The following is a 12,173-nucleotide window of genomic DNA, read 5'->3' as shown; positions in this document are numbered from 1 at the left end:
CGAAAAAAAAATAATGACTACACGTCTAAAGCGGTGATTGTGATCACTATTCAAACACAATGGTTTTATAGTCGTTGAGCATCACACGGTCTTCGCTCAATAAGCGTATTGCTCTGCTTAAAACTGCTTTTTCAATTTCTTTCCCGGCAGTTACCATATCTTTAACGGTATAAGTATGATTGACGTGGCGTATATCCTGAACGATGATAGGACCTTCATCAAGCTGGTCGGTGACAAAATGTGCGGTAGCGCCAATAATCTTTACGCCTCGGGAATGCGCTTGTTTGTAAGGGTTTGCTCCAATGAATGCAGGAAGAAATGAGTGATGGATATTGATTAACCTATTTTCGAATGTAGCCACGAAAAAGGAGGAGAGGATGCGCATAAATTTTGCCAGAATGATATAATCAAAATTGTAATTCTTGATTTGCGCAATCAATTGTGTTTCAAAATCTTCTTTTGATAAGCCTTCATGCGAGATATAATGGAATGGAATATCAAATTTATCTGTAAATGAACGTAAGGTATCATAATTGCCAATGACGGCTTGTACTTCTGCTCCCCAGGTTTCGAAATGTTGCCGAACCAGAATATCTGCCAGACAATGATGTTCTTTAGTGACAAGGACAACAATTTTTTTCCGATTGCTGGGGTTTACCTGGATCTGCGCGGAAGGCGGGAGCACTTCGGCCAGCGAATTGGCAAGCTGTGTCTGGTTGGGGAATAAACCGTTACAGACGACACGGACAAAAAATTTATTTGCTTCTTCATCAACATACTCCCGCATGGTAATGATATTAAGCTGATATTTGGCCAATGTGTTGGAAATATTGGCTACCAATCCAACGGCATCTTGACATTGGATCAGAATTAAGGTTTGATTGTGCATGAAATATAGGTCGTAGGTCGCAAAAAAGCGGGTTAATTTAACCCGCTTTTTTTGTTAGTTCTTCTTCAAGGTCTACTTCTACACGCAGATTCTCGACGATATGTTTTTGTCGGTCCGGTGTGTTTTTGCCCATGTAGTATTCTAATAATTGTTGAATCTTATTGTCTTTTGATAAAATAACAGGGTCAAGACGGATGTCTTTTCCGATGAACAATCCAAACTCGGAAGGTGATATTTCACCTAAACCTTTAAACCTGGTGATCTCAGGTTTGGCTCCTAGTTTCGCAATTGCTTTTTGACGTTCTTCATCGGAGTAACAATAGATCGTTTCCTTTTTGTTCCGAACCCGGAATAATGGTGTTTGGAGGATAGATACATGACCTGCTTTGACCAAATCTGGGAAAAACTGTAAGAAAAATGTCAATAGCAAGAGACGAATGTGCATTCCATCGACGTCGGCATCAGTAGCGATAACAATATTGTTGTACCGTAGTCCATCTAGTCCATCTTCGATATTGAGCGCATGTTGCAAGAGATTGAACTCTTCATTTTCATAAACAATTTTTTTGGACATGCCATAGGAGTTCAATGGTTTCCCTTTTAAACTGAAAACCGCTTGTGTCTGTACATCACGTGATTTGGTAATTGAACCTGATGCGGAATCTCCCTCTGTTATAAAAAGTGTAGTCTCTTGGTTGCGTTCGTTTTTATCGCTGAAGTGGACTTTACAGTCGCGCAATTTGCGGTTGTGTAAAGATGCTTTTTTAGCTCTTTCATTGGCCAGTTTTTTGATCCCTGCAATATCTTTGCGCTCCCTTTCAGATTGAAGAATACGTTTTTGCAATGCATCCGCCGTACCTGGATTTTTATGAAGATAGTCATCCAATGCTTTTTTGACAAAGTCATTGATGAAGCCTCTTACAGTAGGGCCTTCCGGACCGACACTCTGCGAGCCTAATTTTGTTTTTGTTTGGGATTCGAAAACCGGTTCCTGTACTTTGATGGCAATGGCGCCAATAATCGAGGATCGAATATCTGATGCGTCAAATTCTTTTTTGTAGAATTCGCGTATTGTTCTGACAATTGCTTCACGGAAGGCTGCTTGGTGTGTTCCGCCCTGTGTCGTATGCTGACCGTTTACAAAAGAATAGTATTCTTCTCCATACTGTTGACCGTGGGTCATTGCGATCTCAATATCATCACCACGTAAGTGAATGATTGGATAGCGCATGGATTCGGAATCTATATTCCTTTCTAATAAGTCTTTTAATCCATTTTCAGAAATAAACTTCTGTCCATTAAAATTAATGGTAAGGCCTGAGTTTAGAAAAACATAGTTCCAGATCATATTCTCTACAAATTCCGAACGGTATTTGTAATTTCTGAAAATAGAATCATCTGGATAGAATGTTACCGATGTACCATTGCGTTGTGTGGTATCTTTCTGCTCGTCATTCACCAATTCTCCTTTGGAAAACTGCGCAATACGTGTTATATTTTGGCGGTATGACTGTACCGTAAACTGGCTGGATAAAGCATTGACTGCTTTTGTACCCACGCCATTTAATCCAACAGATTTTTGAAAGGCCTTGCTGTCATATTTACCACCGGTATTGATTTTGGAAACTACATCTACGACAGATCCAATTGGAATTCCCCGGCCATAATCGCGTACTGAAACTTTGTTTTCGTTTACGGTGATATCAATGGTTTTACCGGCGCCCATCACAAACTCATCAATCGAGTTGTCGACAACTTCTTTCAATAAAACATAGATGCCATCATCGTAGGCCGAACCGTCCCCTAACTTTCCTATGTACATTCCCGGACGAAGGCGGATATGCTCTTTCCAATCCAGGGACCTAATACTGTCTTCGTTATATGTACTCATAAATTTATGTAGAACTTAGCTAACAAAAGTATAAAAAATAAACCACGATATGTAGTATAAAAGACTAAATTTTTTAGATATCTATAGTTTCCGATAAGAATGGTAAAATTGGCGGTTTCCAAGGAAATGTTTACATTTAGTGTAAGTAATTGTAAAGAGAAAAATTTATGGGGTTATTTGATAAAATCAGAAATGAATTTATAGATATTATCGAGTGGGTCGATAATAGTACTGATACGATAGTGTGGAAATTTCCGCGGTATCAGAATGAAATTAAGATGGGTGCTCAACTTACCGTACGGGAGGGGCAAGCAGCTGTATTTTTGAATGAGGGCGTTGTGGCTGACGTATTTCAACCCGGCAGATATGAATTGACAACGCAGAACATGCCGATTATGACAACCATCAGCGGATGGAAGTACGGTTTTAACAGTCCGTTTAAGGCTGATGTTTATTTTATCAACCTACGGCAGTTTGTCAATCAACGTTGGGGAACAAAAAATCCGATCATGTTACGTGATCCCGAATTTGGGCCGATACGACTTCGGGCCTTTGGAAATTTTTCCTTTCAGGTAAAAGATATCACTGTTTTTATGAAACAGCTGGTTGCGACGACCCCGGTATTCACTGTAGACGATATTACGGAGCAATTGCGCAATATTGCTGTTTCCAGAGGCATGGATGCCATTGCGGAATCAAAAATTCCAGCGCTGGATCTAGCTTCCAACTACGATGAAGTTTCGGTATTGATCCAACAAAAAATAAGTGGAGACTTTGAAGAGATCGGATTGAGCCTAACCAAATTTTTGATCGAAAATATCTCATTTCCAGAGGAGGTCGAAAAAGCACTGGATAAACGAAGCAGTATGGGGGTGGTAGGAAACCTTGGTGCTTATGCACAGTTTCAAGCTGCCAATTCCATGGAAAAAGCGGCGGAAAATCCAAGCAGTGGTGGCATTGTTGGTGCCGGTTTTGGTGCTGGCTTGGGGGCAGGAATGGTTGGGCATATGGGGAATGTGTTTCAGCAAAATAATTTTGATGGCAACAATCCTACGGCTGCGGCTGGGGCAGGTGCTGCGACAGGAGCCGTTGTTCCGCCACCGATACCGAAGGCCATTGCTTATTACTTGGCTATAAAGGGAAAGCAAGAAGGACCATTCGGTCAGGAACAATTACGTGGACTGCTTGGAGAAGGTACACTCACGGCTTCAACTTTAGTTTGGAAAGAAGGACTTGATAACTGGACAGAAGCTGATAAAATTGTTGAATTGAAGGATTTGTTTTCGCAGACTCCGCCACCAATTCCTGGAGTTTAGAGACCTAAGTGCTATCACAAGTATGAGTTTTGAAGAGAAGACCTCCGAAATAGAGCGGGGGTTAAAATGCCAGGGTTGCGGTGCTGTTTTGACTTATCAACCCGGAACTTCCTACCTGGAATGTTCGTATTGTGGAACTAAAAATGAAATTGCGGACAACATGCCGGAAGGTGAGGAGATCGAAGCAACGGATTATAAAGTTTTTGGAAAAGCGATGGAAGGTGTTGCGGATGAACGATATAGCTATCTGGCGGAAGTTGTTCATTGTAGCAACTGTGGGGCTAATTCGAGGTTGAATCCCCATGTTACAGCAGATGTATGTGCTTTTTGTGCATCGCCGTTGGTTATTGATCATCAGCAAAAACGTATCGTTAAACCCCATGGACTCGTACCTTTCTCGGTGGACTATAAGCAAGCCTTTGGTTTATTAACGCAATGGGCAGGGAAAGTCTGGTTTGCTCCCAATGATTTCAAGCGGATCTTCAATATGCGGAATGATCGGTTGAAAGGCGTATATATTCCATTTTGGTCATACGATTCGGATGTGGATTCTTCTTATGAAGGATCACGTGGGGAATATTATTATGTAACACGAACACGACGTAATTCTGACGGTGAAACGGAGGAATATGAGGAGCGCCGCACGAGCTGGTATCCTGCTTCGGGAACGATATACAGCCAATTTAGAGATATTGTTATCTCAGGATCGACTTCGCTGCCCGAAAAGTTTTCGGATAAAATTGGTCCCTGGAACTTAAGTTACCTGAAGCCATTTAACGAACAGTATCTGAGTGGTTTTATTGCAGAAACATTTAGTGTCGACCATGTTGTGGCGGCCCGAACCGCCCGAACTATTATGGATCGCGAAATTGAACGGCAGGTCGAAAATGATATTGGTGGGGATACCCAGGATATTGATCTTATCGATAGTGATTTTAAGTCAATCAAATTGAAATATATACTCTTGCCCGTATGGCTTTCAGCTTATCAGTATAAGGGTAAGAGTTATCAGATCATGGTCAATGCGTTCAATGGTAAGGTGTATGGACAAAGGCCCTATAGCTTTTGGAAAATCGCTTTCTTGGTGCTGTTGATCCTTATTGTGTGTTATCTGTTGAGCTTTATGGGGTAATAATGCTTACAAAAGCAAAAAAAAAACGCCTTCATGATTTCGCTGGCATAAACAGCTATGAAAAGTAAACTGAAGGTTTTTTCTGATCGATTGCAACAAATATTTTCAATAAAAAAGAGCTGTGCCTTTTGAAGCATAACTCTTTTTTATTGTTGTAAAATATAGTTATTTATTTAAAGAAAGCAAGAAGCCAATCGTAAAGTTTGCGTCCCAATCGAATACAAAGGTGTCGCAGTTGGTCGCATCTTTAAGCGCTTTGTAAATGTTGACACCGCTTTTGGTTTTTATTTTATCGGCTTTATAAGAAGTGGGATCATTCAATACCGTGAAACGCTCCTCTCCCTGACGTGTCTGAGATGCTAACTCAAAAGGAACGCCACCGATGATAAAACATACTTCTCTTTTTGAAGCCGGTATTTTCTCACCTAATTTTTTAACTTCTGCATAAACAGCGTCATCCTTTAGATCTTTTTCATAATATTTTGCACCGGGTGCTTCCTCAGATTTGGTATCACCATCAATCCAGGAGATCTTGGTGTTGCCCGAACCGATGTCCACAACAAAAGAATTTTCTTCGTAAGCTTTAGGAAGAACGGATTTAAGTGCAAGTTTTCCCTCTTGTTCGGCTGTCACTAAATTCACAACGAAGCCCATCTTTCTGAGCTCCGAACTGATGACAGTTGTTTTAGGTTCTTTCTGTGCGCCGGAACTGATCACAAAGTGGATATTTTTGGATTTTACGCCTTTATCAAGCATCATACCAATATAATCCTTTAGACCTTTACGGATATCTTCTGTGGTGGCTAATCCTTCATAGGCGAAGGATTTTCCAAAATCTTTGGAGATAATCTCCCAACGGTTTTCTTTATCCATATTGACGACAAAGGAATTGAATCCCGAAGCACCTACTTCTACAACACCCTTATACTCGCCGTCAACGGGCTTTTCAGGCTGATAGTTGAAAGAGCGGGTGCTTTCCGATCCTGAGACTGTAGGTCCGGTAGCTTTGATATTGGTTGAGTCCGGTTTAACCGCGGGCGTAGTGTCAAACTTGCCAGACTGCATCGCCCAATAACCAATAGCAAGGATAGGTAATGCGATAATAATTGCTTTGATAGGCCATCTTAACCTAGCCCATGTCGATTTCTCTTCCATAATTTTGAATAATATGATATTGTTTTGATTAATTAATCGAGTAATGTAAAGCCTTTATCGACTTTCTCCTCCGGTTTGAGTTCGTAGCTCGCATCGGACATCTGAGTGACGTTGAGCACTTTTAAGTTACGCTCGTCGACCTTGCGGATAAATTCTTCCAGTTCGCCCTGCGAAGGAGCGCCGCCTACAGTAATGTTGTTGTTTTGATCCAAGAAGTCAAGGTTGGAACGAATGGATGCAATATTTTGGCTGATAGCACCTGTAGCCGCATTCATCGCTTCTTGAAAAGCCCAGCCATCTTTAATATTAAACACATCGGCAAGCCCATCTGTCGCGTTTTTCATTTTTTGCGTTGCTTCTAGTTTCTTCGAAATGATGGAGATGCTGCTATCCAATGTACTTACATAAATACGGGCCGCGCTTTCATTGTCTTTGAGGACTTCCAATACTTTCGCAAACTGATTGGCATATTGTACATAACTACGGGCATTTTGTTCTTCTGATTCCCCTTCCTTACCCAGCAGAAAAGCTTTGGTGCGTGTTTCCTTGGCATCTCTTGCGTATGCATTGGCTTTTTCCGCATTATTTCTGCTCGCTTCCTCCTTTGATTTTTCGTCCAGATTAGCCGCTTCTGCTGTAAACCTTTTTGCATAGGTGTACTTTTCTTCGGCAGTTTTTTGTGCCGTTTCACCACTTTGAATCATATCGATGCGCACACCGTCCACATTACTGATTTTTTCCTTCACACGTTTTAGGGTGTCTTTCGCATCACGGGATAATAGTTGTAAGGTCTCTATCGGATTGTTTCTGATAATGGATTTTTCGCCTTTGAAAAGTAATACAGTACCCAAGCGATGTAGTAGGGCAATAATCTTAGGTGCTAAAAGTAATAAGGTGATCAGAATAATGCTGAAGATCACAAATAAAATACTCTTTCCTGCATACTCGAGCATAACGGGAAGGTATTTAAAAAAAGCAAATGCACCCCCCAGTATCAATGCCCAAAAGAAAATTGAGGACACCGTCTTTTTTGCTTCCGGAGATTTTAATTGAGCAGGCAAATGGTCTCCCAAAACTTGAAATATCGGGAGCTGCGTCTTTATTTCAGCAGGAATATTAATGTATTGGTCTTTTTTTTCCATTGATTTAGAGTTATGTAATAGATTGATTAATCATATGCAGTGCACTGTTGATTTCTGTAATGACCTCACCGACAGCTGCGTTGCCTATGGCTATTTTTTGTTCGATTTCTTTAATTTTTGGTTCGTACTTTTCATTAATTTGTCCCAGTGCGATTTGCTTTTTCTGTAGATCATCCTGCAATTTGTTGATGTTTTCCGTTATGGTTTTAATTTCACTGTTCAAATTGGCGATCTCCATGGTTCGGTCCTGTTCCGTCCTTCTCTTTTCATTCTGTTTCTGTTCCGATTCTTTGGCAATGGTTTCTTTAAGCTTATTAGCATAATTTGTGCCAGTTGCCACAAGTTTTTCCTTCGATAATGAACTATCGACAAACTTCAGGGAGGTATATGCGGCTTTTAAGGTGTTTTCCTCTACTTTTCCCATTGCAGCAGCAGCATTCCAGACTTCAAAAAAATCAACCCCTTGTTCATTTAGTTTTTCGAGTATGGCGTATACTTTCAGTTTCATTTCTTTGAGATCGGTAGATCCATCGTTGGCTGTTATGGGGATAGGCGGCGGAGTTTTGCCAGTTGCCACAGGGGGCTGTGGCGATGTATATGTAGGTGTGCTTAATTTTTCTTTTGTCGGAGCAGAAGGAACCGGGGCCGGCGATGGGGGAGTGGAACTTGTCTGATCATCCTCGAAAATTAATTTTTTAAGACTGCTTAATATCCCCGAACTTTTTTTGTTTTCATCGTTGCTCATAATTTGACATTTTATTATTACGTATACTAAAATAGTAAAAAATAGGATTGTGACAGCTAAATTTATTGGATGAAATCATCATCAGGTTAATTAATGCTCAAAAAGGATGAATAGACCGTTAGAGGTAATTCCAGTACAGCTATCAAATTGGGAATCATGAGATCAATAAGTTGTGTGAAACAGGGCTCGACTATGCTGCGCAACGGGGGATAGATTGCCTAAAGAGATAACATAAAGCGGGGAAACAAAGATTCCCAATCCTGGATTGGGAATCTTTGTGAAAAGTAGCTGAGGGAGCTTCCTATCTTCCGAAATCGTCTTGAACGCGTACAATATCGTCTTCATCAGAAGGGTTATTCGCATCCGTATGTTGCCAGATTTCAGCCAAAATACCGAAGCCATCCAAGCCGATTAAACGGTGACGTTGTCCCTGACGTAATCTGATCGTTTCGCCTTCTTTCAAGGTAGAGACAACAGACTCTTCATCTGTATCCGAAACCATGACACCTACATTGCCTTGAATGACACGCCAGATTTCGGCACGACGGTGGTGATACTGCCAAGAAAGTCTCTTGTCTGGCGCAACGATCAGAATTTTTGGACTTAATTTTCCGGAAATTCGTAATTCCTGAACATCCAATCCTCCAAAATACTCATTGGCAAACTCTTGTGCCTGTGACTCGTCGATAACAAAAAAGCCACCCCAAGGGCGTGCTGCATCCGATTTCTCAATGTTGAACCCTTTGGATGTCAACATTTCCTGCACTTTCTCAAATAATGCGGTTTTATCTATAGCCATGTTATAAAATTTCTAAAAATTTATTGATCCTTAATTCAGCAGCTAAATATAGAAAAAAATCATTAATGTTTTTAGTTAACCGTTTTAGCTTTGATAAAATCATCAGTAAAACGCGTTTTTTTATAAAATATACAATCCAGGGGTAGGATATGTTTTCAAAATGAAATCCTTAGTTTTGTGATCAATCTAATTTCAGGATATGTCAAATTTTCAAGTCGATCGGGAAAACACAGCATTCATGCAGGCTGTTGCATTTGTTAACCAAACCAATCAGAATGTATTTATTACGGGAAAGGCGGGTACAGGTAAAACGACTTTCCTGAAGTATATCCGTGAGCACAGCTATAAAAAGATGGCGATTACTGCACCGACAGGAGTAGCAGCCATGAACGCAGGCGGTACAACTTTACACTCCCTGTTTTGGCTTCCTTTTGGAACTTTTGTGGAGGACTATGAGTTGCGTTGGGATGAGCAGGACAGTCATATCTATAATAAGTCCCGCTTGTTCAGCACAATAAAACTGACGAAACAACGACGGGCGATTTTGCAGGAACTGGAGCTATTGGTTATTGATGAGGTCTCGATGGTCAGGGCAGATACATTAGATGCAATCAATGTGATATTACAGTCGGTTCGTCGCGATATGCGGCCTTTCGGTGGTTTACAGGTATTGTTTATTGGAGATTTATATCAATTACCGCCCGTGGTCAAAGATGCGGAATGGAATATCCTCCGCGATCATTATTCTTCGGTGTTTTTCTTCAATGCAAAAATCTTACGGGATAGCCCTTTGGTCATGCTGGAACTCAATAAAATCTATCGTCAGCAGGACGAGGGCTTTATTTCGATTTTAAATGCGATACGGAATAATCAATGTACCAGTGAGATGCTGGCTACCTTAAATGGCTACTATCAGCAAGATTTCGTACCAAAAGAGGAAGAACAATATATCACATTGACATCCCATAATCGAAATGCTGACGAGATCAATAGTGCAAAGTTGGCGTCATTGTCCGGGAAAATGCTCAACTTAAAAGCCGTCGTGAAAGATGACTTCGCTCAAGGGTCTTATCCTGCTGAGGAAACGCTATCATTAAAAATAGGTGCACAGGTGATGTTTATCCGAAATGATTCCGGTGAGGAGCGAAAGTATTACAATGGTAAAATTGGTACCGTAAAGGATATAGATACAGCACATGGTACTGTATCGGTTACTTTCCCAGATGGTTCCGAAGAGGTGACGGTAAAAAGGGAAACCTGGGAAAATATCCGTTACAACTATGATAAAGGACAGGATCAGATCAAAGAAGAAATTCTAGGGACATTTTCTCAATTTCCGCTGCGATTAGCTTGGGCAATCACCATTCATAAAAGTCAGGGATTGACCTTCCAGAAGGCAATTATAGATGCGGGTACTTCCTTTGCTGCGGGACAGGTTTACGTTGCCTTAAGCCGTCTGACAAGTCTGGATGGACTGGTGCTTAAATCTATTATTCCATCTTATGCCATCCGTACAGATTATCAGGTGGTTGAATTTGCGCAACGGGCACATTCCCAGTCTAATATCAATGAAATATTGGAACAGTGCCAACGAAATTATCTTGGGCAGATTCTAATGAATGGTTTTCGGTGGGATGGACTCTTGGTGGAGACTTCGGAACTGCTTAAATCAATGGAAGAACGCAATATCGATGGGAAGGAAAAGGCTATTCAGTTCTTTCAGGAGGTGGTTAAACAGCTCCAGACACAGGAGAAGGTAGCACATAAATTTATTGTTGTCCTTTATGATCTTCTTCGGGATAAAGATGCGATTGATTATGATCTGATCTGTGAACGTTCCACTGCAGCTGTAAATTGGTTTTTGCCCCGAATGGATAAGGACCTTATCGAGGCGTTGACAAAGCACATTGAAGAATACCAGATTCGTAAGCGGACAAAGAAATATATTGATGAGCTAAAGGCCATATTGCTGGATTACAAAAGGAAACGCGAACAGTTACAACATTGTCTAATTATTGCTGAAACGCTGTCTAAAAGAGAGGATTTCCAAACAGCCATGCTTGATGTAGCCGCTCAGGTTAAAACGAAAGAAAAGGAGGTGCTGGCAGCTCAAAGTGCTGATGAGGAAGGCGCGAAGAAATTGGATACAAAAGATATTTCATTGGAAATGTTTAAAGAAGGGATGAGTATCGCTGATATAGCAGGTAAGCGCGGGATGGTAGCCGGTACGATTTACGGACATTTGATTAATTTTGTAGGGACGGAGGTCGAAGCAACAGAATTAATTGATCAAGAGAAGCTCGATCGTATCCTGGATGTCATTCGTGCAAATCCAGAAAAATCATCTTCGGAGCTTAAGATGATTTTGGGTGCAGATATAGACTATCCGGATATTAAAATTGGACAAAAAGTTTTAGGATTGTAGTCGGTAAGGATTTATGATGTATATTTGTCAACCTTTTATTTAAGCTAATTGAAAGAGGAAAAAACCAATAAGAAAATTAACAAATGGATTGTTTTTACTTCCATGCCGATCCAGATGGGTGTGACAATATATTTATTTTACTGGGTCGGAAGTTGGTTAGACAATAAATATGCGATTGCGGGTGAATGGGGGATGAAGGGATTGACACTGTTAGGAGTGGTTGTATCTTTGTATCAGTTCATCAGGCAAGCAAATCAAATTAATAAAAATGAATAGTTATTTGAAAAGTGTCCTTGTGCTGCTGATCGTCTTTGTGGCAAGTTTTGCTGCACATTATTTAGTGATATCCGGTATGAATGTGGGGCAGTACTGGTCAAAGGCCACTTACAGTCTCGTTGGTATGTATGCATTTGGATGCTGTTCTTCGTTGCTGGTTGCGGTGCTGGTCTTTTTTGCAAACTGGTCCATGCCTGAGAAATTAGGTGTCATATTTTTGGGGCTGGTGCTCCTGAAGGCTGTTGCAGGGTATATTTATATTAAAGACGGGTTAAAGACCGTTGAAAACAACTTTATCGAATATAACTTTTTGGTTGTATTTTTCATCGCTTTGTTTGTCGATGTATATGTCGCTTTTAGCGCTTTAAATCAAGCAGATAAAAAGGTTTAAACTATTTTTGGA

Annotated in this window: 11 protein-coding genes; 5 read left to right on the top strand and 6 right to left on the bottom strand. The window is 40.7% G+C overall.

Annotated elements, in window-relative coordinates:
- Positions 1–46: 46 nt before the first annotated feature.
- Together purU and G6053_RS26400 are read right to left on the bottom strand one after the other, a co-directional pair.
- On the bottom strand, positions 47–889 hold the full coding sequence (gene purU / locus G6053_RS26405) for a formyltetrahydrofolate deformylase (RefSeq protein ID WP_165309095.1): 843 nt from the start codon (positions 887–889) through the stop codon (positions 47–49).
- Positions 890–926: 37 nt separating this feature from the next.
- The gene (locus G6053_RS26400) at positions 927–2,780 is read right to left on the bottom strand and encodes a DNA topoisomerase IV subunit B (RefSeq protein ID WP_108636695.1); all 1,854 of its coding nucleotides are present in this window, start codon (positions 2,778–2,780) and stop codon (positions 927–929) included.
- 167 nt (positions 2,781–2,947) lie between these two features.
- Between G6053_RS26400 and G6053_RS26395 the strand changes: the two genes are divergently transcribed.
- Together G6053_RS26395 and G6053_RS26390 are read left to right on the top strand one after the other, a co-directional pair.
- A complete protein-coding gene (locus G6053_RS26395) occupies positions 2,948–4,096 on the top strand; it encodes an SPFH domain-containing protein (RefSeq protein ID WP_165309094.1) in 1,149 nt (382 codons plus the stop codon).
- A 22-nt stretch (positions 4,097–4,118) separates the two neighbouring features.
- Positions 4,119–5,228 carry a hypothetical protein gene (locus tag G6053_RS26390; RefSeq protein ID WP_165309093.1) on the top strand — a complete coding sequence of 370 codons (1,110 nt, stop codon included), beginning with the start codon at positions 4,119–4,121 and terminating at the stop codon, positions 5,226–5,228.
- 165 nt (positions 5,229–5,393) lie between these two features.
- Here the strand turns inward: G6053_RS26390 and G6053_RS26385 are convergent, their stop codons facing one another.
- From G6053_RS26385 to G6053_RS26370, 4 genes are all read right to left on the bottom strand, one after another.
- Positions 5,394–6,383 (bottom strand): hypothetical protein, encoded by a 990-nt coding sequence (locus G6053_RS26385; protein WP_165309092.1) that lies wholly within the window; start codon positions 6,381–6,383, stop codon positions 5,394–5,396.
- Between the two features lie 32 nt (positions 6,384–6,415).
- Positions 6,416–7,525, bottom strand: coding sequence for a hypothetical protein (locus G6053_RS26380; protein ID WP_165309091.1), 1,110 nt, complete (start codon positions 7,523–7,525; stop codon positions 6,416–6,418).
- A gap of 10 nt (positions 7,526–7,535) precedes the next feature.
- Positions 7,536–8,270: a hypothetical protein gene (locus G6053_RS26375; RefSeq protein WP_165309090.1), complete on the bottom strand. Its 735-nt coding sequence runs from the start codon at positions 8,268–8,270 to the stop codon at positions 7,536–7,538.
- Positions 8,271–8,571: 301 nt separating this feature from the next.
- Positions 8,572–9,069 carry a cupin domain-containing protein gene (locus G6053_RS26370; protein ID WP_104385737.1) on the bottom strand — a complete coding sequence of 166 codons (498 nt, stop codon included), beginning with the start codon at positions 9,067–9,069 and terminating at the stop codon, positions 8,572–8,574.
- A gap of 199 nt (positions 9,070–9,268) precedes the next feature.
- Here G6053_RS26370 and G6053_RS26365 point away from each other — a divergent pair, with 199 nt between their 5' ends.
- From G6053_RS26365 to G6053_RS26355, 3 genes are read left to right on the top strand one after another with little or no spacing between them, the layout of a single operon-like run.
- On the top strand, positions 9,269–11,494 hold the full coding sequence (locus tag G6053_RS26365) for a helix-turn-helix domain-containing protein (protein WP_108636701.1): 2,226 nt from the start codon (positions 9,269–9,271) through the stop codon (positions 11,492–11,494).
- 48 nt (positions 11,495–11,542) lie between these two features.
- Complete coding sequence (locus tag G6053_RS26360; RefSeq protein WP_233789610.1) at positions 11,543–11,770, top strand: AtpZ/AtpI family protein; 228 nt, start codon at positions 11,543–11,545, stop codon at positions 11,768–11,770.
- Positions 11,763–12,161: a hypothetical protein gene (locus tag G6053_RS26355; protein WP_108636702.1), complete on the top strand. Its 399-nt coding sequence runs from the start codon at positions 11,763–11,765 to the stop codon at positions 12,159–12,161. Before G6053_RS26360 ends, G6053_RS26355 begins: the two co-directional genes overlap by 8 nt.
- Positions 12,162–12,173 lie beyond the last annotated feature (12 nt).

The organism is Sphingobacterium sp. DR205, assembly GCF_011064245.1.
Lineage (GTDB): Bacteria > Bacteroidota > Bacteroidia > Sphingobacteriales > Sphingobacteriaceae > Sphingobacterium > Sphingobacterium athyrii.
Note: the sequence above shows the minus strand (reverse complement) of the source record. Positions and strands in the feature narration are given on the sequence as shown.

Excerpts from the sequence above, each read along its gene's own strand:
- purU (WP_165309095.1), bottom strand. The coding sequence starts at position 889 with ATGCACAATCAAACCTTAATTCTGATCCAATGTCAAGATGCCGTTGGA.
- G6053_RS26400 (WP_108636695.1), bottom strand. The coding sequence starts at position 2,780 with ATGAGTACATATAACGAAGACAGTATTAGGTCCCTGGATTGGAAAGAG.
- G6053_RS26395 (WP_165309094.1), top strand. The coding sequence starts at position 2,948 with ATGGGGTTATTTGATAAAATCAGAAATGAATTTATAGATATTATCGAG.
- G6053_RS26390 (WP_165309093.1), top strand. The coding sequence starts at position 4,119 with ATGAGTTTTGAAGAGAAGACCTCCGAAATAGAGCGGGGGTTAAAATGC.
- G6053_RS26385 (WP_165309092.1), bottom strand. The coding sequence starts at position 6,383 with ATGGAAGAGAAATCGACATGGGCTAGGTTAAGATGGCCTATCAAAGCA.
- G6053_RS26380 (WP_165309091.1), bottom strand. The coding sequence starts at position 7,525 with ATGGAAAAAAAAGACCAATACATTAATATTCCTGCTGAAATAAAGACG.
- G6053_RS26375 (WP_165309090.1), bottom strand. The coding sequence starts at position 8,270 with ATGAGCAACGATGAAAACAAAAAAAGTTCGGGGATATTAAGCAGTCTT.
- G6053_RS26370 (WP_104385737.1), bottom strand. The coding sequence starts at position 9,069 with ATGGCTATAGATAAAACCGCATTATTTGAGAAAGTGCAGGAAATGTTG.
- G6053_RS26365 (WP_108636701.1), top strand. The coding sequence starts at position 9,269 with ATGTCAAATTTTCAAGTCGATCGGGAAAACACAGCATTCATGCAGGCT.
- G6053_RS26355 (WP_108636702.1), top strand. The coding sequence starts at position 11,763 with ATGAATAGTTATTTGAAAAGTGTCCTTGTGCTGCTGATCGTCTTTGTG.